The organism is Cohnella panacarvi Gsoil 349 (genome assembly GCF_000515335.1).
GTDB classification, from domain to species: Bacteria; Bacillota; Bacilli; order Paenibacillales; family Paenibacillaceae; genus Cohnella; species Cohnella panacarvi.
Window position 1 is genome coordinate 4,604,658 of sequence record NZ_KI911563.1, and the last position, 24,956, is coordinate 4,629,613.

General features: G+C 56.4%; 21 protein-coding genes and 1 other RNA gene. 13 read left to right on the forward strand and 9 right to left on the reverse strand.

Features of this window, described 5'->3' with window-relative positions:
* The first annotated feature begins 33 nt into the window (after positions 1–33).
* From glyQ to COHPA_RS0121975, 3 genes are read left to right on the forward strand one after another with little or no spacing between them, the layout of a single operon-like run.
* Positions 34–921: a glycine--tRNA ligase subunit alpha gene (gene glyQ / locus COHPA_RS0121965; protein ID WP_027088297.1), complete on the forward strand. Its 888-nt coding sequence runs from the start codon at positions 34–36 to the stop codon at positions 919–921.
* Positions 914–2,995 carry a glycine--tRNA ligase subunit beta gene (gene glyS, locus COHPA_RS0121970; protein WP_027088298.1) on the forward strand — a complete coding sequence of 694 codons (2,082 nt, stop codon included), beginning with the start codon at positions 914–916 and terminating at the stop codon, positions 2,993–2,995. The genes glyQ and glyS overlap by 8 nt, the downstream gene beginning before the upstream one ends.
* 35 nt (positions 2,996–3,030) lie before the next feature.
* On the forward strand, positions 3,031–3,837 hold the full coding sequence (locus COHPA_RS0121975; protein ID WP_027088299.1) for a pyruvate, water dikinase regulatory protein: 807 nt from the start codon (positions 3,031–3,033) through the stop codon (positions 3,835–3,837).
* Positions 3,838–3,902: 65 nt separating this feature from the next.
* Here the strand turns inward: COHPA_RS0121975 and COHPA_RS0121980 are convergent, their stop codons facing one another.
* From COHPA_RS0121980 to COHPA_RS0122015, 8 genes are read right to left on the reverse strand one after another with little or no spacing between them, the layout of a single operon-like run.
* On the reverse strand, positions 3,903–5,441 hold the full coding sequence (locus COHPA_RS0121980; RefSeq protein WP_035121705.1) for a glycosyltransferase family 39 protein: 1,539 nt from the start codon (positions 5,439–5,441) through the stop codon (positions 3,903–3,905).
* Between the two features lie 38 nt (positions 5,442–5,479).
* Positions 5,480–5,917: a GtrA family protein gene (locus COHPA_RS0121985; RefSeq protein WP_027088301.1), complete on the reverse strand. Its 438-nt coding sequence runs from the start codon at positions 5,915–5,917 to the stop codon at positions 5,480–5,482.
* The gene (locus COHPA_RS0121990) at positions 5,907–6,884 is read right to left on the reverse strand and encodes a glycosyltransferase family 2 protein (RefSeq protein ID WP_027088302.1); all 978 of its coding nucleotides are present in this window, start codon (positions 6,882–6,884) and stop codon (positions 5,907–5,909) included. The genes COHPA_RS0121985 and COHPA_RS0121990 overlap by 11 nt, the downstream gene beginning before the upstream one ends.
* A gap of 27 nt (positions 6,885–6,911) precedes the next feature.
* Positions 6,912–9,305: a cyclic di-GMP-binding domain-containing protein, MshE-related gene (locus COHPA_RS0121995; RefSeq protein ID WP_027088303.1), complete on the reverse strand. Its 2,394-nt coding sequence runs from the start codon at positions 9,303–9,305 to the stop codon at positions 6,912–6,914.
* Positions 9,302–9,562 (reverse strand): hypothetical protein, encoded by a 261-nt coding sequence (locus COHPA_RS0122000; protein WP_027088304.1) that lies wholly within the window; start codon positions 9,560–9,562, stop codon positions 9,302–9,304. Before COHPA_RS0122000 ends, COHPA_RS0121995 begins: the two co-directional genes overlap by 4 nt.
* Positions 9,563–9,609: 47 nt before the next feature.
* Entirely contained in the window at positions 9,610–11,787 is a 2,178-nt protein-coding gene (locus COHPA_RS0122005; RefSeq protein WP_027088305.1) for a cellulose biosynthesis cyclic di-GMP-binding regulatory protein BcsB, read from the reverse strand.
* A 14-nt stretch (positions 11,788–11,801) separates the two neighbouring features.
* Entirely contained in the window at positions 11,802–12,683 is an 882-nt protein-coding gene (locus tag COHPA_RS0122010) for a diguanylate cyclase domain-containing protein (protein ID WP_027088306.1), read from the reverse strand.
* 51 nt (positions 12,684–12,734) lie between these two features.
* Entirely contained in the window at positions 12,735–13,745 is a 1,011-nt protein-coding gene (locus COHPA_RS0122015; protein WP_027088307.1) for a sugar phosphate nucleotidyltransferase, read from the reverse strand.
* Positions 13,746–14,080: 335 nt separating this feature from the next.
* Here COHPA_RS0122015 and COHPA_RS0122020 point away from each other — a divergent pair, with 335 nt between their 5' ends.
* The 7 genes from COHPA_RS0122020 (at position 14,081) to rnpB (ending at position 20,954) form a co-directional block, all read left to right on the forward strand.
* Positions 14,081–14,551, forward strand: a complete 471-nt coding sequence (locus tag COHPA_RS0122020; protein ID WP_035121718.1) for a YaiI/YqxD family protein — start codon at positions 14,081–14,083, stop codon at positions 14,549–14,551.
* Between the two features lie 36 nt (positions 14,552–14,587).
* Positions 14,588–16,414, forward strand: coding sequence for a DNA primase (gene dnaG, locus COHPA_RS0122025; protein WP_027088309.1), 1,827 nt, complete (start codon positions 14,588–14,590; stop codon positions 16,412–16,414).
* A 33-nt stretch (positions 16,415–16,447) separates the two neighbouring features.
* A complete protein-coding gene (gene rpoD / locus COHPA_RS0122030) occupies positions 16,448–17,572 on the forward strand; it encodes an RNA polymerase sigma factor RpoD (protein WP_027088310.1) in 1,125 nt (374 codons plus the stop codon).
* 83 nt (positions 17,573–17,655) lie between these two features.
* On the forward strand, positions 17,656–18,489 hold the full coding sequence (locus tag COHPA_RS0122035; RefSeq protein ID WP_027088311.1) for a hypothetical protein: 834 nt from the start codon (positions 17,656–17,658) through the stop codon (positions 18,487–18,489).
* A 4-nt stretch (positions 18,490–18,493) separates the two neighbouring features.
* On the forward strand, positions 18,494–19,309 hold the full coding sequence (locus COHPA_RS0122040; RefSeq protein WP_035121720.1) for a tRNA (adenine(22)-N(1))-methyltransferase: 816 nt from the start codon (positions 18,494–18,496) through the stop codon (positions 19,307–19,309).
* Positions 19,273–20,388, forward strand: a complete 1,116-nt coding sequence (locus tag COHPA_RS0122045) for a Nif3-like dinuclear metal center hexameric protein (protein ID WP_027088313.1) — start codon at positions 19,273–19,275, stop codon at positions 20,386–20,388. The genes COHPA_RS0122040 and COHPA_RS0122045 overlap by 37 nt, the downstream gene beginning before the upstream one ends.
* 86 nt (positions 20,389–20,474) lie before the next feature.
* An RNA gene (gene rnpB / locus COHPA_RS24765) (RNase P RNA component class A) lies at positions 20,475–20,954 on the forward strand.
* A 251-nt stretch (positions 20,955–21,205) separates the two neighbouring features.
* Here rnpB and COHPA_RS0122050 read toward each other — a convergent pair.
* The gene (locus COHPA_RS0122050) at positions 21,206–23,065 is read right to left on the reverse strand and encodes a S8 family peptidase (RefSeq protein WP_027088314.1); all 1,860 of its coding nucleotides are present in this window, start codon (positions 23,063–23,065) and stop codon (positions 21,206–21,208) included.
* A gap of 235 nt (positions 23,066–23,300) precedes the next feature.
* On the opposite strand from COHPA_RS0122050, the gene COHPA_RS0122055 reads away from it, so the two are divergent.
* The 3 genes from COHPA_RS0122055 (at position 23,301) to COHPA_RS26295 (ending at position 24,919) form a co-directional block, all read left to right on the forward strand.
* Positions 23,301–23,801 carry a DUF3907 family protein gene (locus COHPA_RS0122055; protein WP_027088315.1) on the forward strand — a complete coding sequence of 167 codons (501 nt, stop codon included), beginning with the start codon at positions 23,301–23,303 and terminating at the stop codon, positions 23,799–23,801.
* Between the two features lie 142 nt (positions 23,802–23,943).
* Positions 23,944–24,153, forward strand: a complete 210-nt coding sequence (locus COHPA_RS25335; protein ID WP_084760882.1) for a DUF1540 domain-containing protein — start codon at positions 23,944–23,946, stop codon at positions 24,151–24,153.
* A 106-nt stretch (positions 24,154–24,259) separates the two neighbouring features.
* The gene (locus tag COHPA_RS26295) at positions 24,260–24,919 is read left to right on the forward strand and encodes a lytic transglycosylase domain-containing protein (RefSeq protein WP_027088316.1); all 660 of its coding nucleotides are present in this window, start codon (positions 24,260–24,262) and stop codon (positions 24,917–24,919) included.
* Positions 24,920–24,956: the final 37 nt, after the last annotated feature.

Genomic DNA, 24,956 nt, shown 5'->3' on the forward strand with positions numbered 1-24,956 from the left:
TAACGATGAGCGATTAAAGGAGCGAATGAAGCGATGAATTTTCAGCAAATGACGCTGACGCTGCAGCAATTCTGGGCGGAACAGAACTGTATCGTCGTTCAGCCTTACGACACGGAGAAAGGCGCCGGCACGATGAACCCGATGACGTTCCTGCGTTCGATCGGACCGGAGCCGTGGAACGTCGCGTACGTAGAACCTTCCCGCCGTCCGGCTGACGGACGTTACGGCGAAAATCCGAACCGTCTGTATCAGCATCACCAATTCCAAGTCATCATGAAGCCGTCGCCGGACAACATTCAAGAGCTGTATCTGGAGAGCTTGAAGCGTCTTGGAATCAATCCGCTGGATCACGATATCCGATTCGTCGAGGATAACTGGGAATCTCCGACGCTCGGCGCTTGGGGTCTCGGTTGGGAAGTGTGGCTCGACGGCATGGAAGTGACTCAATTTACGTACTTCCAACAAGTCGGGGGCATCGATTGCGTGCCCGTGGCAGTCGAGATCACGTACGGCATGGAGCGGCTGGCTTCGTACATTCAGGAAAAAGAGAACGTATTCGACCTTGAATGGGTCGAAGGCGTCAGCTACGGCGACGTATTCAAGCAACCGGAATACGAGCATTCCAAGTATACGTTCGAGGTGTCCGACGCGGCGATGCTGTTCCAGCTGTTCTCGACCTACGAGACGGAAGCGAAGCGCGCGATGGAACAGAACCTCGTGTTCCCGGCTTACGATTACGTGCTCAAATGTTCGCATACGTTCAACCTGCTGGATGCCCGCGGCGCGATCAGCGTGACGGAACGGACGGGCTACATTACGCGGGTGCGCAATCTGGCCCGTCAAGTCGCGGGAACCTATCTGCAAGAACGCGAGCGGCTGGAATTCCCGCTGCTGAAGAAAGGGGCGGCGAACCATGGCTAAGAACCTGCTGCTGGAGATCGGCTTGGAAGAGGTGCCGGCGCGTTTCGTGCGCGCGGCGATGGAACAATTGAAGGACAAGACGGAGAAGTGGCTGACGGACAGCCGCATCGCTTTCGAAGAAGTCAAAGCTTACGCGACGCCGCGCCGACTGGCCGTGCAAGTGATCGGGCTCGCCGATAAACAAGAGGACGTTAACGAAGAAGTCAAAGGCCCTTCGCGCAAAATCGCATACGACGAGAACGGCGCGCTCAGCAAACCGGCGCTCGGCTTCGCGAGAAGCCAAGGGGTTGATCCCGAAGCGCTGTTCGTGCGCGAAGTCGCGAACGTGGAATACGTGTTCGCGAAGAAAAGCAGCGTCGGCGTCGATACGGCATCGCTCTTGCCGGAGGCGCTGCCCGCGCTTGTTACGTCGCTGACGTTCCCTAAGAATATGCGCTGGGGCAATTACGATCTGCGCTACGTTCGGCCGATCCGCTGGCTCGTGGCGCTGCACGGCAGCGAGGTCGTTCCGTTCGAGATTACCGGCGTCGCAACCGGCAACGTCTCTCGGGGACATCGGTTCCTCGGCAAGGATGCGGTCATCGAATATCCGAGCCAGTACGTCGAGCGGTTGCGCGAACAACACGTTATCGTCGACGTCGTAGAGCGCCAAGCGGCGATCCTGGCAGGCATTCGCAAGCTGTCCGAGGAGCGCGGCTGGCAAATCGCCGTCAAGGACGATCTGCTCGAAGAAGTATTGTTTCTCGTAGAGACGCCGACGGTGCTCACCGGTTCGTTCGATCCGTCTTTCCTGGATATCCCGCAGGAAGTGCTGATCACGTCGATGCGGGAGCATCAGCGCTACTTCCCGGTTCTGAACGGCGAAGGCAAGCTGCAGCCGCATTTCGTAACCGTGCGCAACGGGGACGCGCGCTCCCTTGACGTCGTCGCGAAAGGGAACGAGAAGGTGCTTCGCGCACGTCTGTCCGACGCTAAGTTTTTCTATGAAGAAGACAAGAAGCTGGTGATCGCGAACGCGCTGGCTAAGCTTGAGAATATCGTGTATCACGAAGAGCTCGGCACGGTCGCGGACAAAGTTCGGCGTACCCGCGCGATCGCCGACCGCATCGCGCAGCAAATGCTTGTAGACGAAACAACGAAATCCGACGTAAGCCGCACGGCCGACATTTGCAAGTTCGACCTCGTCTCGCAAATGGTGTACGAGTTCCCCGAGCTGCAAGGCATCATGGGCGAAGATTACGCACGCAAAGCCGGCGAACGCGAGAGCGTCGCGCGCGGCATTAACGAGCACTATTCTCCGCGCAACGCAGGCGACAAGCCGGCGGCATCGCTTGTCGGCGCGATCGTAGGCATCGCCGACAAAATCGATACGATCGTCGGCTGCTTCCAGATCGGCATCATCCCGACCGGCTCGCAGGATCCGTACGCGCTGCGCAGACAAGCGCAGGGCATCGTCAGCACGCTGCTCGCGCACGATCTCGAGCTGCCGCTGTCCGATCTATTCCGCATCGCGCTGGAGGAGCATAGCGCGCGCGGACTGAAACGCGAAGCGTACGAAATCACGAAAGACCTGAACGATTTCTTTACGCTCCGCATCCGCAACGTGCTGTCCGAGCAATCGATCCGCTACGACGTCGCGGACGCGGTCATCGGCGCGGGAGCGAGCGACGTTCGCCGCACGCTGCTCAGAGCCAAAGCGCTGCAAGCCGCGGCCGCGGAAGGCAATAAAGCCGACTTCCGTCCGGCCGTAGAAGCGTTCAACCGCGTCTTCAACCTCGCGTCGAAGGCGGATTCCAAGCAAGTGGACGCCCTTCTGTTCGCCGACGCCGCGGAGAAGAAGCTTTACGAAGCTTGGCAAGGCGCGCACGGCGGATTCGTCAAAGCGTTCGCCGAGGCTGACCTGGCCGAAGCGCTTGCCGCGCTATCGTCCTTGAGCGCGCCGATCGCGGCGTTCTTCGAAGCCGTAATGGTGATGGCCGAAGACGAGGCGGTCCGCAGAAACCGCCTTGCCTTGCTGTCGCTGATCGCAGACGACGTAAGAACGTTCGCGGATTTCTCCAAGCTCGCTGGTTAACCTAATGTCAATGCATGGAGAGGGGGGAGCTGCCCATGAACGAGCATAGCGTTACCGTCTACGTCGTGTCCGACTCCGCGGGAGATACGGGGGAGCTTGCGGTCCGGGCGGCCGCCGCCCAATTCCATCCGCTGGCCGTGCATATCCGCCGCGCCGCGTTCATTCAGACGCGGGAGAGTATCGATGCCGTCATTCGCGCGGCGAAGGCCGACAATAGCATCGTGCTGTACACGCTCGTTATTCCGTTCCTGCGGGATTATATGGTCGAACAAGCCCAACTGATCGAGCTGACGGCGATCGACTTGCTCGGGCCGCTCATCGGCAAGCTGGAGGAGAAGCTCGGCAGGGAATCGAGGAACGAGCCCGGTTTGAACCACGTGCTGAACGCGGATTACTTCCGCAAAGTCGAAGCGGTCGAGTTCGCGGTCCGTTACGATGACGCAAGAGACGTGTCCGGCATTCTGAAAGCGGATATCGTGCTTGTGGGCGTGTCCAGAACGTCGAAGACCCCGCTCTCGATGGTGCTCGCCCACAAGACGTTCAAAGTCGCTAACGTCCCGCTCATTCCGGAGCTTGTGCCGCCTAAGGAGCTCTTCGACGCTCCGGCTCATAAGGTCGTTGGCCTGACGATTAATCCGGACGCCCTGAACGCGATCCGGAAAGAACGGCTGAAGGCGCTGGGGCTGCCGGATACGGCACCCTACGCGACGTCGGATCGCATCCATCTGGAGCTGGCGCACGCCCGCCAAGTGATGGAACGAATCGGCTGTCTCGTGATCGACGTGTCCAATAAAGCGGTAGAAGAGACGGCTAGCTTGATTTTGGAACATTTTCAGAGATAGGCCGTGTCGTACAATACGCAAACGGAAGACTCCTTGTGCCGGAGTCTTCCGTTTTTTTGTTGCGTCTATTTCTCCCGTTGAATCCGATAAAGCTTCCACAACCCGCCGAACTCCCGCTCGAGTTCTACCCATTCCGCGCCTTTCTCGTATAGATCGGGGTATTGCATGTTAATGGTGCTCTGTACGTTGTTGAGCGGCTTCGGAATGAGAATGTAGTCGATGGCATAATCGAGAGGGCGAAGCACCGCATCGCGGAAATCGTAGTCGCTCGTAATCAAATATTTCCTCGGCTCGCGGCTGTTCACGAGGATCGTGAACGCGGAAGCGGAGTCCGTCAAGACCGTACCGTCGATCGATACTTCGATCCACCTCGCAAGGTCTCTTTCCACGAGCTGTCTTTGGTAATGCTCGTTCGTCGTCTTGATCGTCAAGTAGTTGTTCTCGTCCGGGGCGATGTTCGGATTCGTCATCGCGTAGCCGAGCATGACAGCGGAGACGACCAGGCTTCCCGCTAATATGGCGAACGAGGTTCGCCGCAGCCGTAAGCCGACCCGGTTCATCTCGTATGGAATCCAGGCGACGACGACGGGGAATACGTACATGAAGTAACGAAACCAACCGAACGAAGTTTGACGCAGCAGCAGCAAGTATTGCAAGCCCGGCACCGCGCAGAACAGCAGCAGCAGCACCGCGGTATCCCAATCGCGCAGACGGCCCGTTATCGTTCGTACGATCAAGACCCCGAGCAGCGGCACGGAGTACCAGAACGTCTTCTCGAACACGAATTGCAATATCGTCCACGGGGTACGGAAAATGCGTTGGAATTGCTCGTCGTTCTTCAGGACGAGCGCCGCGGCATCGTTGGAATATTCCGAGTTGAGGAAGTAAAACGGATTACCCATGATCGAGTAGTTGAAAAACAGCCATAACGCGGAGGAGAATACGATCGGAAGCAGAACGAGCACCGATGTCGCTTCCGATTTATGCCACTTTTCCTTCCAGGAATATTCTTTGTCCCGTTGCATCAGGTAAACGACGATGAATATGGACGCCGCGAACGAGAACCCGAACGGTACGGCCTCGTATCGCGTCCAGAAGGCGAAGGCAAGCGCGAAGGCGGCCACGACCAAACTGCCGATCGCGCGAAAGCGAATCCAGACGCAGAACCGCGTGATCGCTAGAATCAAGAAGAACATATAAGGAACGTCGCTTAGTCCGTTAGCTCCGAACAGGAACATGAACGGATTGAGTCCGTACAGGAGCGCGATCGTCAGGCTCATGGCGACGGACATGTCGAATTTGCGTCCGGTGCGGAACAGCAGCACGGCCGTCGCGCCGGCGAACAGGCTCGTTAGGAGAATGCCGGCGAGCGCCGACGAAGCCAGCGGCGGGTACAACGGATAGAACAGCAGGAAGAACAGCTCCAGGAAGCTCGGAAGCGGGTTCCAAATGAAGCCGATCGCCCCCAAGTGCGGATCGCGGCTGTATAACACATAGAACGCGTTCGCGACGCGGCTGATCGCGTCCGAATGCAGGAATCCGATGACATGGCTTACGTAGTATCCCGCAGCGAATTCGATCGCGAAAATGCCGATAAAGAGCATCCATGCCACTCGGTTCGTTCGTTTGCGGATTTCGGTAGTCAAGGTCGACCTCCCCGTTCGTTCTTAGTCGTCCCGGGCGCCCGTTCCTTGAACGTCCATGTCCGGTTGAAATAATAGTTGCTCACCGGCACGATGACCGTAACCGCGGCTTGGCCGAGCAGATACGGCCATCCAATCGCGTCGACGATCGCATACATGATGGCGGTGTTCAATACGAGCCCGGACGTCGAGACGACCGCGTATCTGGCGAAGCTTCCGGGCGCGGGGGAAGCGGCCGATTTCGAGAACGTCCAATGACGGTTTAAGTAGTATGACACGACGACGACGAGCAGGAAGCCGATCGCTGACGAAAGGACGGCGGGCAATTCAGCCGCTTCCACGAGGAAGATCAGCGAGGCAAAATGCAGCAGCGTGCCGAGCGCGCCGACGACGGCGTACTTGACGAATGGGCTCCGAAGGGCACGATCAATATTCATGCGAGCGGGCTCCGATCGGTACGGTGCGAGATTCGTTCGCGAGCTTCTCGGAGATCAAATAGCGCGGCCGGCCCTTCACTTCATGATAGATCGCGGCGATATATTCGCCGACGACCCCGATGGACAGCATGATGACGCCTCCGATGAACAATTGCAGCAGAATGACCGTCGTAAATCCGGTCACGGCGCCCAGGAATAGCTTGCGCCACAGCGTGTGAATGCCGAGAGCGACGGCCCCGAGCGAGAAGAGCACCCCGAACGCGCTGACGATCCGAAGCGGCACCGTAGAGAAGGAGACGATCGATTCGACCGCGAGCCCGGTCAGCTTGACGAATCCCCACCGGCTGGCGCCGGATTCGCGAGGCGGCACGTGGAACGGAATCGACTTCCGCCGGAAACCGATCCAGGCGGTCATCCCGCGGAAGAACGTCTTCCTTTCCTTCAACCCGCGCCATGCCTGCACGACTTTACCGTCGAGAAGCTTATAGTCGGACGCGTTTTTCAAGTCGAAACCGGCCAGCCGGTTCAACATGCCGTAGAACAGGCTAGCGCCGGCTTTTTTGAACATCGGTTCTTTGCCGCGGCTCTCCTTCACGCATTCGACGATATCGTAGCCCTCGTCGCGCCAAGAGCGAATCATCTCGGGGATGAGCTCGGGCGGATGCTGCAGATCCCCGTCCATTACGATGACCGCGTTGCCTGCAGCATGCTCCAGACCCGCGCATAGCGCGAGCTCCTTGCCGAAGTTACGGCTAAGCCGCAGCGCCTTCAGCTCCGGGATCTCTTGCGGCAAGCTTTGCAGCGCGAGCCAGGTCGCGTCTGTCGAACCGTCGTCGACGACGATCAATTCGAATGGCAACCGGGTTAGCCGAATGTAACCGGCGATCGCGAGCAAAGAATCTCTGAGGTGCAGTTCCTCGTTATACATTGGAATGAGAACGGATATTTCGGGCGCCGGGCGGTACATTGGCGATCACTCCCGTATCGATTTGAATTAATTGAAGCTTGCCGGAGGATGCTCGTCATGATCTAAGTGATGATCTTCGGACAATCCGTGCACGGTTTTCTCCCAATAGAACGGCTTCGTAATGAGCTGCCATGCCGCTTTCATCGCGGCGATGCTCATGAGCACCCAATAGAGCGGCGTAAGCAGCGTTGTGCGGACGAGACTGTACGAGAATCGGCGATCGCCTTTCGATTCGAGCGCGTGGATAACCCAGTACACGCCGGCGGCGCTGCTGAACACGAACAAGAAGTTGGCGATATAGAATTCCGCCGACGCCATGTAGTAGATCCCGTCAGGGAAGAACAAGCTGATCCATTCGGCATGGAAACCGTACCAGAACAGGATCATCGACCAGAATATCGGGTTGAGCAGCGGCAGCAGAGGCGTGGCCAGCACCATGACATGGAAGCCGAGGAAGCCGCGCAAGCCGAGCTCGCGATAAAGGCGAAACGGGTGGCGCATATGGACAAGCCACGTTTGCATGTAGCCCTTGATCCAGCGCGACCGCTGCCGGATCCAGTTGCCGACGCGGCTGTTCGCCTCTTCCCAAGTCCTCGAGTCGACGATCGCCGTCTTGTAGCCTGCTTTGTACAGCCGGATGCCAAGATCCGCGTCCTCGGTAACGTTATACGGGTCCCAGGCGTTCAATTTTTTCAGAACATCGGTCTTGAAGTGGTTGGACGTGCCGCCGAGCGGAATCGGGATATTCAGCTTCATGATGCCGGGAAGCAGCAATTCGAACCACATGCTGTACTCCTGGGTGAACCACTTCGTCAGCAGGTTCTGGCCGCTGTTGAAGTAATTCAGCTTCGCTTGCACGCAGGCGGTGTTCTCGTCGCACGCCTTGAAAGTCAGGTACACTTTCTTCAGCTGGTCCGGATCGGGCCGGTCTTCCGCGTCGTAGATGACGACGATGTCCCCGCGGGCTCTGATTAGGCCGAAGTTGCAAGCCTTCGGCTTCGTCTTCGGAAGGCTGTCCGGCACGACGAGCACCGTATAATACGGCGGCAGCTTCATGTTCTTGAGAAGCTCCTGGGCTTCGATATCGTCGTTCTCGATCAGCAGGCGGACGTCGAGCTTCGCCTTCGGATAGTCGAGCCGCTCCAAATTCCGGATCAATTGCGGAATAACGTCGCTTTCCTTGTACATGGGCACGAGAATCGTATAGACGGGCAATGCCTTCTCGTCGATCTCTTGGAGCGCCTTTATATCGAAACGATACTGCGAATCGCTTCTGGAGCCGTACATAATGATAGCGAACCGGAACAGGGTCATTAGAAAATACAATAGCTGCACCGCGACGTTCATCAGGATTAACGTCCCAAGCCAGTTCCACGCGAGACCGCCGGCCGCCGCGGCGACCGTCAGGAAGATCCCGACGAGCTGTTTGCGCGTGAAGGTGACGTTCGCCGAGTTGTGCGGTTGTTCGGTCGCGAGCTTAGAGGTACTTGTCTCGAGCATCTCGTTGCCGTACGCTTCCGTCCAGAACGCCTCCATCTCGTTCTTCGTCGCAAGTACTTGCTCCGCGGGCAGTCCTAGAATTTCCTCCAGCGCGATGCGATTCTCCTCCGATAACGGTTCGTTGACCGCGACGAGGAATCGGTTGTCGAACCGCTGCAGCAGGACGACGCCGAATTGCCGGGCGACCGGCTCGGGGAGTTTATCGGACGTATCGAAGTCATGTTCGGCGCCGATTCGGCCCAAGTTGTTCTGGGTGGCGATCGCCCGGTACAATTGTTCGGGCTCGAGGAACTGCAGCGACAGCAGGATATCGCCCAGCATGCCGCCGCTCTTGCGCTGGAACGAAAGAGCTTTCTCTAATTGCTCGCGGGTCAGTTGACCCGTCTGCACGAGCATGTCGCCAAGCCGGCCTTTCGGCGGGGCGTTCGTGACGTACGGCAACAACTGCTCTGCGTTCACGTAACCAAGGTCGAGCAGAATGTCGCCCAGTCGCCCGCCGACCGCTTGTTGTCTCTCGATGGCCGTCTCCAGTTGAGAGGAGGTAATCAAGCCGCTGACGATCAGCGCTTCTCCAAGCTTGGCGCGAGGGGCAGCGGGAGCGGAATCGTTGCTTGAGCGGGAAGGAGCGACCAGCGTCTCGGCGGTCGCAGCGATCCCGGAGCCGAGGACCGGAGGATGCCCGTCGACTGCCGGACCGTTCGGCTCTTCCGCTCGAAAAACCTGTATGCGCATTCGAGCGGCAAGAATGCGCCGTTTCAGCTCTTCGGTCTCGGATTCGAGCCGCATGAGCGAGATCTTCTGATGCGCGCGTTGGCGCGCAAGCGCGCTTCGCGTATCGTGCAGCTCGCGCTCCGCCTCGCGCAATCGTGTCATCTCTTCGTTAGAGAAGAGTCCGGCGATCCGGCGTTTCAGCGCCTTCATGGCGAAGGTCTCTCCCGGTCCCGGGAGTCCCGAAGAAGAAGTTCCTCTTCCAAGAGCGATTCCAGTTGCTCGGCGAGGCGGTCGCGAAATTCGCGCTTCGTCTCATAGAACGAGAGGAACGCTTCCCGTTCTTCCCGGGCCGCAGTCCCGATCCGAAGAGCATGGTCGCGAATCGCCTCGATCCGTAATTCGACGCCATCCTTGCGGGCAAGGGTTGTCGGAACTGTTCTTGATCGGCTTCTATTCCTCCGGTTCATGGAATCGCGATCCCTCCCGTCTTTCGATTTCGTTGGCCCGGTTCATCTTAAGAGCCGTTCCGGCGGATTTTGCGAGCGTATAGCAGCAATGCGGTAATCATGACGATAAGCGCGCCGAGGAATGCATATTGTCCGTTAGGGAGCTCGCGCGTGGTCCGATCGGCTTTCGACTGCGGCACGCTCGGATCTCTGAGGTCCGCCGTGCCCGGGAAAGCATGCACTTGATTCCTGACGTCGATCACCACGACGCGGCCGGTAACGGACCCGCTGGCGGCAGGATCGGATAGCGCTCTTCCGATATAAGTCATTTCTTCGGGACCCGTGGCGGTTACGAGCAGGACGCTTCGTCCCTGGCTGATCGGAGATTCCGTCAATTGCATCACAGCGGAGTCTTGCGATAGTTCCTTCAATATCGTCACGAGATCGGACTGCGAGGAGACGCGATCATCCTCGAACGTTACGTAGCTGGCGCCGAAGCCGTTCAGAGTCGCCGGCAAGGCGGATGACATGCCTACGTAGACGACGTTCCGGTCCGTTAGCTTCGCCTGAAGATCCGGATCGTCCGCATCGGCCAGCGCAATGTCCGAATCGCTTCCGATCGGCATGCCGGTACGGGCGAGCAACGTCATGGCCGCGACCAATTCCGTCGTTGTCTTCCCGCCCATGACGATCGTCGTGTCTCTCCACTCATTGCCGGATACGAACGGGAACGGTAACGAGTCGAGGTTGTAGTTCTCGCGTTTATCCGGCGTGAACGTGAAATAGGAAGTTTTGTCGACCAGCGCCCAATCTCCCATGAGATTCTCCGAGGAGCATGCGGTGTTCTGTTCATGCTGGTCGGAACCGCTCGTCGGGTTGACGAATTGGAATCGCACCTCGATGTTCAACCCGCGGCTTGCGCCGATCACGGAAGGATCAAGGCGGATATCGATTTCCCCGCCCTCGCTCGTGCGTTCCAACAAGTTCACGCTTTGAACGGGCGTTCCGTTAAGGAACACCTTCATAACCGATTTATTATATAGAATCGACTTGGAATGCTTATACTTCAAGTGAAGCGTCGCGCCATTGTTCAAGTCCCAGTTGTTGGGGATCGGATAATAGATCGAAGAACCTCCTTGGAGGACGTCCTCGGTAACCAGATTGCCGTACCCCAGACTCTCGAACGTCAGCACGTAGGTCTTGTCGGTAGTTCCGTCCGCATCCGATGTCGAATTCGGCAGCTTGTCCGGGATGACGGTGAAACCGCCTTGCAATTGCTTGTACAGCGTATCGGTCGTCAGAATCTCGGCGCCTCGCACGAGCTTGTCGCCTTCGCCGGTGACGACCAAGATCGTTCTTCCCTCATGCCAAGGCGACTCGGCCACGCCGATAATGCCTTGGGACGCTAAGGCGGCGCCGTCCGGACGGGATGCGGCGAATGCGTCCATCGCGCGGTGGCCTAATCCGTTCCAGCGATCGCCTGCGCCGATCCAGATGGCGGATGAACCGGACAAAACCGCATCCGTTACTTCGGACTCCGCATAGATCGGCGTCCGCAGCAGCTCGTTGGGAGACTGGGAAGCGAGAAACTGGGACAATCGCGCCGCCGCTTTGAATTCCGACTGTTCGATATCGTCGGGGACGATCAGGATCGTCTGGACCGGCTTCTCCGACCCGCGAGCCAGAAAAGGGCTCGGGTAAATCGTCAGATCCGCTTCGGAGCCGGCGTCCGCGATCTTCAGGTTGATGCGGGTTTCCCTGTCTATCGTGAGCCAGGCGGAGCTATTCTGAGGATCTTCGCATACCGCCGCGTTGACCTTCATCTTGGCCCAGAACGACAGCTTATGGAATCCGGGCTTAAGATCGAATGAGGAAATGTCGATTTTCCAGTCGGTTACTGTCGTATTCGTATGATCCAACGCGGTACTGGAAATCGGAATGTCGTCCAGCAGGATGGTGAGCGTCGAGTAATCCGGGTGCAGCGTCGGAGAGTGGGAGAAGCTGACATCGATCGAAGAGCCGGGCAAGACGGTTCGGTTTTTGCCGATTTCGAAATAAGCGTCTTGTTTGGCGCTGTCGCCTTTGAATACGCGGTCCTCGTTGAACGCGGTAAGCAATTCCCGATTTCCCGAGGAGGCAGCGGGCGCGGATGCGGATGTCGACGGTTCCGCGAAGGCGGAAACGGGTGAGACGAGTAAGACGAATAGAATGACTGCATGGAGCCAATAAGCGTGCTTGCGGTTCATGCGCGCGCCTCCTTTCAAGGGGATTCGGGGGATTCGATGCTGCTCCACGATAACGCGGTCCGGGCTTGCTCCATCAGCGACCTTGCTTCGATGCCGTCACCGGGACATTCCGCGAACCCGAACCGAAGCTTAAGCTTGACCGAAGATTCGCGGCGCGGGCGAGTCATCTGCAGCTCGAACAGCTTGCGCGTTAACGTCTCGCGAATGTTGTCGGCCTCGTCAGGATCGGAACCGGCGATCACGCCCGCCAGCAACGATTCGCCGACTTGCGCTTTCGTCTCCGGCCGGACCTCCGCGAACCATTCGGCCACCGCGTTTAGAATCGCCGTCGCTTGTTCGATGCCGAATAGAAGCTTGAACTCCCGGAAGTGTTCGATTTGAACGAGGACGATCCGGAACGTGCTGCGATCCCTTAGAGAGGCGATAACGCGTTCTTCGACTTTATATAGAAAGGCGTTGGTACTCGTATAGCCGTGCTGGTCGTCCACGAGACATGCGCCGACGCTCTGCTGGCGATCGGAGGGTTCGCTCCCGAAGAGAGTGGTTTCCAGCCCCGGTATCTCTCCGCCGGAAGCGCGCGGAAGCGCGCCGAGCAACGTAAGAGCCGGGAATACGAAAAGCCAGATCAGCTCGTTCCACCCGATTGCGGTCGGCTGCGCGCTCCATTCCGACAGGTAATACAAATATCCGCCGAACGCGGCCAGAGCGACCGCGCAGAGGACGAGTCCCTCGGCGGCTTTCCTGAAAGACGCGTATACGAACAAGACGACGGCTGCCGCGGTCAGCGCGGCGTTATGCGAATGCAAAGGATAGGTTACGTAGGCGTATATGCCGAGGAGTACGATCAAGATGAATTGAAGAAAGCGGACGACGAGCCGTCGTTCGTTATTAAGCATGCACAACAATCCCTTTCAATGGAACCAATATCGGTAAGGTTGACGGTCCGCCTACCAGTCTACGGCATCCTTAATGCGGATTTGCTCGATGAGAGGTTTGATTTGATGCGAGACGCTCCTGTCGCAGATGAGAATGCCTTCCGGACTGGCGACGACGACCGCATTCGAAATTCCGGCTACGACGATCGGAACGTTCAATTGGTTGATAACGAAAGTACCGGCGCTTCGGTCGTCCTTAATGAAGTTCCGGGTGTCGTTTTCCCCTAGCACGCGCACGATGTCTTTCCAGGTGCCGAGATCCGTCCATTCGCCTTCATAGCGGACGCAAATCATGTTCTTCTCGGTTTCGGTTACCATGTAGTCGAAGCTGATCCGGGGCATCGTGTCGTAGCGCGACTTCAGTTTCGCGTATTGGAGCGGACGGTTCATTCCGGTCAAAACGCCGAGTATGTACGCGAGACGGAAGGCGAAGATACCCCCGTTCCACAATGCGTCTTTCTCGATTAGTGCCGCCGCCGCGGCAAGTTCGGGCTTCTCGACGAAACGGTTTACGCGGCGAGCCGCGCATCCCGGAACCGGGTCGGATAAGATATAACCGTATTTCTCCGATACTTCGCTTGGACGGATGCCGACAAGGCCTAAATTCGCTTCGCCGCGTTGGATGGATTCGTCAAGCCTGCCGAGCAAATCGTAATAGTCGCCGTCGGCGTGAGCGTCCACGGGAATGACGACGACGGTCTCGTCGGCAGACGTTCCGATATCCGATAAGTAGACGCTCGCGAGGGCGATCGCGGGGAACGTATCCCGACGCGAAGGTTCGAGGATCAACTGCGCCGTCGGTCCGAGCTGTTCGGCGAGCACCAGGGCTTGCGATTCTCCTCCTACGACGTAAAGATTCGATTCTCCGTATTTTTGGGCCAGTATCGACCAAGTTTTCTGCACCATGGAGCAGGATTCGCCTTTATCGTTTTTTACAACCTTCATATATTGTTTAGGCATGATATCGCTAGATAAAGGCCACAGCCGTTTGCCGTTTCCACCCGCCAGAATGATGATCTTCATGGCCGCACCTCGATTCTCTGCTTGTATCCTCATTTATAGGACCATAGAAACAGGAACTAATAGATATTTTAGACTATAAATCGAATCTCCTCGCAAATCAATGCGACAAATTAGTGCATTTTCGTCATTATTCGACAAAATTTGTCGATAGTTTTCTATTATTATATAATTTCAGTCTGAACAGATATTGAACATCCGCGTCGCGAGGACTAAGATCCGGTCTTGACGTTCTGTCGAATCGCAAGGGGTGAAAAATTGATCGGGGAGGCAGGATTTCGTTGCCGGTTATCGTATATAATAATACGGCAAACTTTGGGGTGAACGTGGTGAAAGCGATGGCGAACTTGCGGAATCGTGTCGTCGTGGACGGAGACGCCTGTCCGGTAAAGTCGGAAATTGCAAGAACGGTAAGGGATGCGGGAGCGACGGCGTTAATGGTGTCCAGCCATGCGCATGTGCTCACACCGGAGCCGTCGGTGCAAGTCGTTACCGTCGACGCTAGCGACCAATCCGCGGATTTGTATATCGCCAACGTGCTGACGAGAGCGGATATCCTCGTTACCGGAGATTACGGGCTCGCGGCGTTGGGACTCGCGAGAGGAGCCGCCGTGCTAACGCCGCGAGGCAAACAGATTCGGGAATCCGACATCGACGGTTTGCTTACGCAACGGCACTTGTCGGCAAGACAGCGAAGGAATGGCATGCGCACCAAAGGACCTAAGCCGTTCACGGAAGAAGACAGGTCGCGTTTTCAACAAAAACTGACAACTCTATTGCGGGGGATGCAGGAAAATTTCGACGATTAGCGAATTGTATTACGACAACCTTGAAGGTGACCTGTTATGAATAACGGCATGATCCCTCAATCCGTCATCGATGAAGTGCTGCGACGCCATGATATTGCCGAAACCGTGGGAAAAGTCGTCCATCTCGTCAAGAACGGCAAATACCTTAAAGGCCTTTGTCCGTTTCATTCCGAGAGAACTCCTTCTTTTACGGTAACGCCGGAGAAGCAAATTTATCATTGCTATGGCTGCGGTAAAGGCGGCAACGTCATTAAGTTCGTGATGGACATGGAGAGCCTCTCGTTCCCTGAAGCGGTGAAGCAGCTCGCGGAGGATATCGGATTGCCCGTTAGTTGGTCGGCGTCCAGCAACGCGGAGCCTACTCCGCAGCAGCAGGAGAAGCTGCGTCTCGTCGAAGCGCATGAGTACACGGCTAAGCTGTATCATTACATTCTGCGCAATACGGAGCCGGCCAAGCAGGCTATGGATTACTTGCGAACCCGCGGGTTTACGGATAACCTGATCGAGGAATTCGGTCTCGGTTACGCTCCGGCCAGATGGGATACGCTTACGTCGGCGCTGGAACGCAAGGGCTATGACGCGAAGGAGATGGAAACAGGCGGATTGTTATCTCGCAGGCAGGAAGGCGAAGGGTACGTCGATCGTTTTCGGGACAGGGTCATGTTCCCGATTCAAGACGGCAACGGTCATACGATCGCGTTCGCAGGTCGGTTGATGACAAGCGGGCAACCCAAATACTTGAACTCTCCCGAGAGTCCGCTCTTTAATAAGAGCCGAACGCTGTATCGGCTGCACGAAGCGAAACCGGCGATCCGCCGCACGCGGCAAGCCGTATTGTTCGAGGGTTACGTCGACGTCATCAAAGCATGGTCCGCGGGCGTTCATAACGGCGTCGCGACGATGGGAACGGCGTTGACGGCTGAGCATGCGGCAGTGCTTAAGAGATTCGCCGACGAAATCGTATTGTGCTATGACGGCGATGACGCGGGACAAGCCGCCGCACATAAGAGCATCCCGTTGCTCGAAGGCGCGGGATTCCACGTTCGGGTCAGCGTGCTGCCTAACCGGATGGACCCGGACGAATATATTACGGCGAACGGTCCGGCTTCATTCGTCAGGGAATGTATCGAAGGCGCGGTATCCGCCATTAAATTTCAGCTTATATATTTAAGGAAAGCCCATATACTCCTAGAAGAAGATGGGAGAATCCGGTATTTGCGCGATGCGGTTAAGCTCGTGGCCAGACAAGAGTCTCCGACGGAACGGGAGCTGCTCCTGAAGGAGTTATCCCAGGAGTTCGGCGTATCGATCGATACGCTGAAGCAGGAAACCGTCGAAGTCCGGCAGCGGGAAAAATTGGGAAGCGCAAGGGATATTCCAAGCGGATCGTGGAATAATGAATGGAATGAAAAACGATCTTCGTCCAGGCATCCTACGCTCGCGCCCGCCAACGTTCAAGCGGAACGGCAATTGCTGGCATGGATGTTATTGGATGCGGATACGGCCGGTATCGTACAGGAACGGCTCGGAGATGATTTTCACGTAGAGGATCACGCGGCGCTTGCTGCTTATTTATATGCTTATTACGCTCAAGGCAACGATCCGGATGTCGGTCGGTTCATATCTACTTTGCAGGATGACCGCTTGGAAAGCCTAGCCAGCGCGGTCGCGCTCGATAACACGCCGTTCGACGAACGGGTGTTGGAAGACTGCCTCCGAACGATCGGCCGCGCTTCTCTCTCCAGAGAGATAGAACGGAAGAAGGAACAAATGCAGCAGGCGGAGAGATCTGGCGATCCGATTAAAGCCGCACAAATTTTGACAGAGATTATAGCCTTGGATAAGCGGCGCAAGCAGCAATAGCGCGCAGGCTGGCTAAGGAGGAGGGAGTCGGGAATGGCGAACGATCAACACACAGGGCTTGAGACGGAATCGACGCTTGAACAGGTCAAATCGCAACTGATGGAACAAGGCAAGAAGAAATCTTCCTTGACCTATAAAGACATTATGGAGAAGCTGTCTCCTTTCGATCAAGACCCGGAGCAGATTGACGAATTTTTCGAACAATTGGCGGACTTGGGCATCGAAGTCGTGAACGATCATGACGAGATGGGCAGGCACGGGGAAGAAGAAGAGCGAGACGAGTTCAACTTCGATGACGATCTGTCGCTTCCCCCAGGCATCAAGATCAACGATCCCGTTCGCATGTACTTGAAAGAAATCGGGCGCGTGCCGCTCCTCGGGGCGGACGACGAAATCGATCTCGCGAAGAAAATCGAAGCCGGCGGAGCCGATGCCGAAGAAGCCAAAAAAAGGCTGGCGGAAGCCAACCTTCGTCTAGTCGTCAGTATCGCGAAGCGCTATGTCGGACGCGGAATGCTGTTCCTCGATCTTATTCAAGAAGGCAACATGGGTCTATTGAAGGCCGTCGAGAAGTTCGACTACGAGAAGGGTTTTAAATTCAGTACTTACGCGACATGGTGGATTCGCCAAGCGATTACGCGCGCCATTGCGGACCAAGCCCGAACGATTCGGATTCCGGTCCACATGGTGGAGACGATCAACAAGCTCATTCGCGTATCGCGCCAACTGCTTCAAGAGCTGGGCCGCGAGCCGGCACCGGAAGAAATCGCCGAGCAGATGGAACTGAGCGTGGATAAAGTCCGCGAAATTATGAAAATCGCGCAAGAGCCGGTTTCCTTGGAGACTCCGATCGGCGAAGAAGACGATTCGCACTTGGGCGATTTCATCGAGGATCAGGAAGCATTGGCTCCAGCCGATGCGGCTGCCTACGAGCTCCTGAAAGAACAGCTCGAAGACGTCCTCGATACGCTTACCGAAAGAGAAGAGAACGTCCTTCGTCTGCGATTCGGACTCGATGACGGCCGCACTCGCACCCTTGAGGAAGTAGGCAAAGTGTTCGGCGTCACGCGCGAGCGCATTCGCCAGATCGAGGCGAAAGCGTTGCGTAAGCTGCGCCACCCTAGCCGCAGCAAGCGTCTGAAAGATTTCTTGGAATAACATCATGCCGAACGTTCGGATGAGACCTTTGGCCGTATCGGTTGAAGGTCTTTTTATTCCGAAGGAGCAAGGAGGAACGCCGCATGGCTTCTGGCGATGACGAGAAGCGCAAAGCAATCGTGCTGGAAATCGAAGCATGGCGACGCAGCAAGCTGCTACCCGAACATTATTGCGATTTCTTGATCAATCTCTATTTGGATGACCTGAATGAACGTCCGAAAGGGATGGTCGGCAACGCGGTCAGGAAAATCGGGCAAGCGTCAGGCAAACACTGGCTCCTTACATTTGGCATTTTTACCTTGATCTGTATCGTTGTACTTCATTTTAGCGCGTTTCCTTTGGCATTGCAAATAGGGTTGACCGGTGTCGTAACCGCCGCATTCATCGGCTTCGCCGGTAAGATCCAAGAGCTTAGCCCAACCCGCAGCATGATGCTCGCGGGTACGGGCTGCTTCTTCTTGCTTGGGACGGGCTACAGTATATGCCAATTGCACGGATGGACAAGCCCGCTCGGTTATATTCTGCTGCTGGTCGTTTGCGCGGTCGTGTGGATCGTCAGCGGCATTGCATTGAATGCGTTTATCCTGCACGGCTTAGGATGGATTCTCGCGATTGCGGCGTACACGAAGCTTCTTGCCGATCACGTGGCCCATCCGACATGGCTGGAAGTACAAATTTTCTGGCTTCCCGCGGCATTGCTGTTCGGTTGGCTGAGCTGGTTCGTGCATAATCGCTACCAGTCCAGCGGGGCGGTTCTATTCGCCGTCGCGCTTGTATTATGGTTCATGCCCGAAGTATACTCGGCTCTATACGGGATCAATAAAGATTGGCTTCAAATCGAGCTGCTCTGCAAAGTCGTTATCGTTGGAGCAGGGATGTTCCGCTTAAGAAAACAATGGATGGAATGGGTTGCATAATAAGATGAAACAATCGGATCAACGATTCGGAGCAGGCTTGAAGCTGTCCCGTCGACTGTCCGCGCTGGCCGAATGGGTTCCGCAAGGAGCCAGGCTCGCCGACATCGGGACGGACCATGCGCTGCTCCCCGTCTTTCTGGCGGGCAGCGGTCAAGTGGAGCTGGCGATCGCCGGCGATGTTAACGCGGGGCCTGTCGAGGCCGCCAGAAAACAAGTGAGGGACGCCGGACTCGATACTCTCGTATCGGTTCGTTTAGGAGACGGTCTAGCCGTCGTCGAACCTGGAGAGGTCGATTCGGTATCGATCGCCGGCATGGGCGGCAGCCTGATGGTTCGTATCCTCGATCAAGGAATATCGCGCTTAGAAGGCGTGAACACGCTGATATTGTCTCCGCACGTCGCGGAGGAGGCGGTTAGAAGATGGCTTACGGCGCACCAATATGGGATCGACCGGGAAACTTTGATCGAGGAAGACGGCGTCATCTATTCGATCATTCGCGCGGTTAAAATATCCGATGCGGCGGAGGCGCGCGAAACTGCGGCTCGATTATACGATACGGGGCTGCTTGCGCCCAAATTAAAATCAATATCCCCGTCGCTGCTTTACGAGATGGGACCGCTCCTGCTGCGCGAGCCGACAGAGACGTTCCGCCGCAAGTGGGAGCAGGAGATCGCCAAACGCGAACGGGTCATCCTGCAGCTTGAGCACGCGGATGCGCCGGAGGCTGCGGAGAAAGCGAAGGAATGGCAGGAAGACGTGCGAGAAATCCGGGAGGTGCTGGCATGTTTGCCCGCGGAGAAACGATCATTCAATTCATAGAGCGGTTGGCTCCCAAGCATTATGCGGTCGAAGGCGACAAAATCGGCCTGCAGGTCGGCTCGGCGGCTCGCGAAGTGCGTCGCGTGCTAGTTGCGCTAGACGTTAATTCTGCTGTCGTAGAAGAAGCTGCTAAGTTAGGCGCGGAGCTGATCATTGCGCATCACGCGGTCATTTACAGGCCGCTGGCGCACCTTCGTACGGATACTCCCGCAGGTGCGCTGGCAGCTCGTTTATTGCGGAACGACATCGCAGTTTACATTTCCCATACCAACTTGGATACCGCCGAAGGCGGGATGAACGATTGGATGGCGGAAGCGCTCGGTTTGACCGGCCGCGACGTACTCGAGGAGGTCCATACCGACAAGCTGTTCAAACTCGTCGTATTCGTGCCGGAGACGCATCAGGATAAAGTCAGGGCTGCGCTATTCGGCGCGGGCGCTGGCTGGATCGGCAATTACAGCCACTGCAGCTTCAACTCCGAGGGAACGGGCACGTTTCTCCCGCGTGAAGGCACGCAGCCATTCATCGGTCAGCAGGGTAGATTGGAAAGCGCTGCGGAAATCCGCATCGAGACCGTCGTTCCCCAAAGCGTTCGGAAAGCGGTCGTCTCCGCGATGCTCAAAGCGCATCCGTACGAAGAAGTGGCCTATGACCTGTATCCGATGGATTTGAAGGGCAGATCTTTCGGGCTTGGGCGAGTCGGCGTGCTGCCGCAGCCTGAGACGCTGGATCAATTCGCGGAGCGCGTGAAGCAAGCTTTGGACGTTCCGTTCGTCCGCATCGTAGGCGACGGATCAAGGCCAATTCGCAAAGTTGCCGTGCTCGGCGGTTCTGGAGCGAAATACATCCGTCATGCCACGTTCGCGGGCGCTGACGTGCTCGTAACGGGAGATATCGACTACCATTCCGCGCAAGATGCCGAAGCCGCAGGATTGGCGATCGTCGACCCGGGCCATAACGCGGAGAAAATCATGAAGCCTAAGCTGGCGGAGTGGCTGCAAGAGCAATTGAAGAGCAAAGGCTACGCCACGGAAGTATTCGCCTCCGAAGTTCATACGGAGCCGTTTAAGCTCAGATAGGCTGCATTGCCTTTGTTACGCAGTCGCCCCATCCATTACCGTTGTGTTGGCGAGCGATTCGCGATATACTTATCGTTGCAAACCGGAAAGATTGACAGACAATCGCTGGTGGCTTCGCGCCACGAGAGGAAAGTCCGGGCTCCATAGGGCAGGATGCTGGATAACGTCCAGTCAGCGCGAGCTGAAGGATTAGGGCCACAGAAATGGACCGCCGATGACCACTCCCCACAAAGTGACGAAATGCTTCGAAGCATATTCCGATTACTTTGCGGGGGCCCCATAAGCGGGGAGGTGGAACAGGCAAGGATGGAACCGTGGTGTAAGAGACCACGAGGAGCACTGGTGACTTTGCTCCTGGTAAACCCCATCTGGAGCAAGACCTAGGAGAACGTAGCAGCCGCTTGCGGCTGCAGCCCTTGCCCGGGGTGCGTTCGGGTTGGTCGCTTGAGCCGTTCAGCAATGGACGGCCTAGAAAGATGATTGTCGCTTCCATACGTGGGAGGGTGGCGCAAGCTGTCCGCGATACCACCGGAAGTACAGAACCCGGCTTACGGCAATCTTTCCGGCATAGCTTTCGTAACGAACACAGGGTTGTCCCGGCGGATTTTGATCTTGGATCCCGCCGAGACAGCCCTGTTTTTTATGGGCATTATATCGATATCCCCGTCGCTCAGGAGAAGGGAAAAGCTACTCTAACGGCACCACACACCGCTACAGCGGCGATTCTCGACAAAAGTATCGTGCAACGGCACCATACACCGCTACAGAGATATCCCCTAAGCTCACCTGAGCGGAGGGGATATCGTTGTAAAGGCGGTTATTGCGAGTTCAACCGCTCGAGCTGCCGCCTGACTTGCGTTGGATACAGTTGCAACGACGCGCTTGCCCCGCTGACCGACTGCAAGGCGGACTTCACGTCGATCTCGCCGTAACCGAAGTCGTCGTCCTTTCCTTCCGGACCAAGATCCCGAGCGGTGCGCCGTAACACGTCCATCACTTCTTCGTTGTTTAGCTGCGGATTCACCGCGCGTACAAGAGAGGCGAGAGCCGCGACGTGAGGGCATGCCATGGACGTTCCCGACAGCGCCGCATACCGGCTGCCCGGATAGGTACTCGGAATCGATGTACCCGGAGCGGCGATATCGATATAGTCGCCGTAGTTCGAATATTCCGCCCGCGATTTATCGGGGTCCGTCGCCGCCACGGCCAGCACTTCCGGGTAGGCGGCAGGAAATCCCGGCCGGTCCGTATTGTCGTTGCCGCTGGCGGCGACGAGCACGACGCCGTGATCATAAGCATACTTGAGCGCGTCGTGAAGAAATTCCGCCTGCGCATAGTTGCCAAGGCTCATATTAATGACATCGGCGCCATGGTCTACCGCCCATAATACGCCTTCCGCCACCGAATAGGTCGATCCCGCGCCCGTGCTGTCGAGCGCTTTGATCGGCATGATTTTCGTATACCAGGTCATTCCGGCGACGCCTTCTCGGTTATTAACCGAAGCGGATATAATTCCCGCGACATGGGTGCCGTGACCGACATCGTCTTCGGGAGGGCTGGAGGGGTCGACGATGTTCACGCCCTCGACCAATCGTCCTTGCAAGTCGGGATGATCCGCTTGGACGCCCGTGTCGATTACGGCAACGACGATGTCGTCGCTTCCCTTAGATACGCTCCAGCCGGATTCGGTCGCGATCTGAGGCAAGTTCCATTGGTATTCGGAATAAAGTGTATCGTTAGGGACAATCGTTCCTTCGGAGGCAGGCTCCTCCGGCAACTCGTTCGTCAAATATAAGTAATGCGGTTCCGCGTAGATCGGATTCCACTCGGAATTGAAGTAGGCGATGAGCTCTTCCGTTTTATGCTTTTTGGACCGGAAAACATAAGTTTGGCGGCGCGTCTGGCGAACAACGATTAAATCGAGCGATTTGCGCAATTGAAGCAGTTGCGCGTCCGTTAACGGCGTTCTGAACTTGACGACCACTTCGTCGACCGAATAGTGGCTTGCGTTGCCGTTGTCTTCTCCTTTGCGAACGGTCGTATCCTTCAGCGTATTCGGCACGACGGATTCGACCCGGTATCTTCCTTCCGCGGGATAGGGGATCAATCTCATGTTGCGGCGTTGATGGCGTTCGACGGACTGAATGACTTCCGATGAAATGAGCGATATTAGTCCGCTATGCGACGGTGAGGCCGAAGCATGCGCCATGACGTAATAGCTTTTGCCTTGATCCGCGAACAAGGGGGAGGTGTACGATTTGCCGTGACGAATCGCTTGACGCCCGGCTTCCCAATACGGAGCGGAAGCTTTCCATAAAGCCGCCGGAACGGTTGCGGATTCGGTCGCATGCTTCTTGTTTCCATCCGTCCATTCGAGAAGGCGCATCTCCGGATGGACGGTCATCAGCCTCTTCATCTCCGGAACCGTAAATTCGCCGTTGCTTAAATAACGCCGAATATCCGCTACCGTCTGGGCTCGGGAGAGCTTTTCCGTAGCCGCGACGTCGTTCTGGACGATTTTTTGTTTGTATACGGCCTCTTGTCCCGGCAGTCGTTCGTTCGAAGCCGCATGAGGCATAGGCGAAGGCTGGTTCGGACTCCAATCGCGGAACAGAAGCGGTACGACGACCATGACGAAAGCGGCGGTCAACAGGATCCCTTGCAGCGTGCGTCGCATACGGGTTGATCTCTCCTTATCGGTACTCGCGCAAGCGAGAGCATTACTCGTTAGCATGAGGCGCGAGCGCAAAAATATACTGAACATTTTGGCCGTTGCCAGTACCGTTTCCAACGATTTTGTGGTACGATGATTGGAGTTTCGCGACAGTGATGCGTATGCGGAACTATTTCGCTTGAGTCCGCAACAACGCATATACTCAGTACGGTCTGCACATTGGAAAGGGGAACCATTCATGCCAGCTATGAAAATTAAGAGCCTTGCCGAGTCCACCCGAGATAAACTGAAGGCGGCTATCGTTCAGATTGAAGAGTTCCTGAACAACAACGCCCTGCCGCAACTCGTGCAAGAGAACAACGAGCAGACGCAAAGCTTTTACAGCGGCTTGCTGTCCGACATGAGACATTTGCTCGTATTTTCAGAAGTGGCTTACGAGAAGCTTGGGGCTGTACTTAGACGTCCTAACTTCGATGTCGAATTGGCCGAGCGCGCGCTGTATGACGTGTACCATAACGGCGTTAACGCCTTTTTCTATCCGAAGAACGAGTGCTACTCCGAAGATGGCCGTTATGCATATACCGGACAAGACGCCATTCGTTTCCGTATGAAGCCGATCCGCGTCGCCCGCGACGTCGTACTCAGCGCATCCCGGATTTACGAAGAGCTTCGCGACGATCTGTCTTATTATGAGAGCGATTATTTGACGCAGCGCCGTATGCAAAACCAACCCAAGTAACCAAATCGATTCTGTCGCCGCTATCCACACGGGTAGCGGCTTTTTGTTGTAATGCGCGTAAGGAAATCGTGCCAAGAGCCTCCGCCTCGTTCGCTGCATACCCGTCCCTGCGGGGCGCACAATAGGAGCGGGGGTGATTAGGATGCCGAACGGCGTCTCGTGTAGTGTCAGCAATTGCTCTTTCTGGGGTGAAGGCAACCGTTGCGCAGCGCAGGAAATCGCAGTCGAAATCGACGCACACGCTGCGAACCGTTGGAACGAGGAATATGCCGAAGAATTCGCCGCTCACCAAGATCATGCACCGAACTCATCCGTTACTTGTTGCCTGACGTTCAAGCCTAAAGAAGATTAGGTCCGAAGTCGCTATTCATCCCGAAAGCTGTCGGGACTAGCCGGTTGGCGTCGGTTGTTGTACAATAAGAATCGTATAACAATCGACAAGGCAGGAGAATGCCGACGTGAATGTAACGACGGATCCGCGCATATTGAAGCAGTTGCTGCTCTCCCAATGGACGCAGAACGTGAATCCATTAGCGGTAACGAAGACATCCGGCACGACTGCCGCCGAGGATACAGGATTGTTCGATATGCTGCTCGGTCAGATGATGGAAGCAAACGCTCAGCCTTTATCCCAAGGATTGACTTTATCGGCGCTTGCACCGCATCATACGAATTTGTTGTCGCCCGATGCTATCGGCTCTTCTGCGGCTTTCGACGAGCTCATTAACGCCGCAGGCCTGAAATACGGCGTAGCCCCTGCATTAATCAAGAGCGTGATTCAGACGGAATCGTCGTTCCATCCGAACGCGGTGTCTTCGACAGGAGCCAAAGGACTCATGCAATTGATGGACGATACGGCCCGTGGACTCGGCGTTTCGGATTCGTTCGATCCCGCCCAGAATATCGACGGCGGAACAAGGTTTTTATCTTATTTGCTTCGTAAATACGACGGCAACACCCCGGTAGCGCTGGCTGCGTATAATGCCGGTCCGGGCCGGGTAGATCGGCTGGGAATCGCCAGCGAGCAGGATCTTGCCGCTAAGTACGAACAACTGCCGCAAGAAACGCAAAATTACGTTCGCAAAGTCGCCGCGGCGATGATTCAATGGGGCGCATAACGGAATAATCGTGTACAATAGAAGAAATTCAGGCAAA

Excerpts from the sequence above, each read along its gene's own strand:
- glyQ (WP_027088297.1), top strand. The coding sequence starts at position 34 with ATGAATTTTCAGCAAATGACGCTGACGCTGCAGCAATTCTGGGCGGAA.
- glyS (WP_027088298.1), top strand. The coding sequence starts at position 914 with ATGGCTAAGAACCTGCTGCTGGAGATCGGCTTGGAAGAGGTGCCGGCG.
- COHPA_RS0121975 (WP_027088299.1), top strand. The coding sequence starts at position 3,031 with ATGAACGAGCATAGCGTTACCGTCTACGTCGTGTCCGACTCCGCGGGA.
- COHPA_RS0121980 (WP_035121705.1), bottom strand. The coding sequence starts at position 5,441 with ATGCTCTTTATCGGCATTTTCGCGATCGAATTCGCTGCGGGATACTAC.
- COHPA_RS0121985 (WP_027088301.1), bottom strand. The coding sequence starts at position 5,917 with ATGAATATTGATCGTGCCCTTCGGAGCCCATTCGTCAAGTACGCCGTC.
- COHPA_RS0121990 (WP_027088302.1), bottom strand. The coding sequence starts at position 6,884 with ATGTACCGCCCGGCGCCCGAAATATCCGTTCTCATTCCAATGTATAAC.
- COHPA_RS0121995 (WP_027088303.1), bottom strand. The coding sequence starts at position 9,305 with ATGAAGGCGCTGAAACGCCGGATCGCCGGACTCTTCTCTAACGAAGAG.
- COHPA_RS0122000 (WP_027088304.1), bottom strand. The coding sequence starts at position 9,562 with ATGAACCGGAGGAATAGAAGCCGATCAAGAACAGTTCCGACAACCCTT.
- COHPA_RS0122005 (WP_027088305.1), bottom strand. The coding sequence starts at position 11,787 with ATGAACCGCAAGCACGCTTATTGGCTCCATGCAGTCATTCTATTCGTC.
- COHPA_RS0122010 (WP_027088306.1), bottom strand. The coding sequence starts at position 12,683 with ATGCTTAATAACGAACGACGGCTCGTCGTCCGCTTTCTTCAATTCATC.
- COHPA_RS0122015 (WP_027088307.1), bottom strand. The coding sequence starts at position 13,745 with ATGAAGATCATCATTCTGGCGGGTGGAAACGGCAAACGGCTGTGGCCT.
- COHPA_RS0122020 (WP_035121718.1), top strand. The coding sequence starts at position 14,081 with ATGGCGAACTTGCGGAATCGTGTCGTCGTGGACGGAGACGCCTGTCCG.
- dnaG (WP_027088309.1), top strand. The coding sequence starts at position 14,588 with ATGAATAACGGCATGATCCCTCAATCCGTCATCGATGAAGTGCTGCGA.
- rpoD (WP_027088310.1), top strand. The coding sequence starts at position 16,448 with ATGGCGAACGATCAACACACAGGGCTTGAGACGGAATCGACGCTTGAA.
- COHPA_RS0122035 (WP_027088311.1), top strand. The coding sequence starts at position 17,656 with ATGGCTTCTGGCGATGACGAGAAGCGCAAAGCAATCGTGCTGGAAATC.
- COHPA_RS0122040 (WP_035121720.1), top strand. The coding sequence starts at position 18,494 with ATGAAACAATCGGATCAACGATTCGGAGCAGGCTTGAAGCTGTCCCGT.
- COHPA_RS0122045 (WP_027088313.1), top strand. The coding sequence starts at position 19,273 with ATGTTTGCCCGCGGAGAAACGATCATTCAATTCATAGAGCGGTTGGCT.
- COHPA_RS0122050 (WP_027088314.1), bottom strand. The coding sequence starts at position 23,065 with ATGCGACGCACGCTGCAAGGGATCCTGTTGACCGCCGCTTTCGTCATG.
- COHPA_RS0122055 (WP_027088315.1), top strand. The coding sequence starts at position 23,301 with ATGCCAGCTATGAAAATTAAGAGCCTTGCCGAGTCCACCCGAGATAAA.
- COHPA_RS25335 (WP_084760882.1), top strand. The coding sequence starts at position 23,944 with ATGCCGAACGGCGTCTCGTGTAGTGTCAGCAATTGCTCTTTCTGGGGT.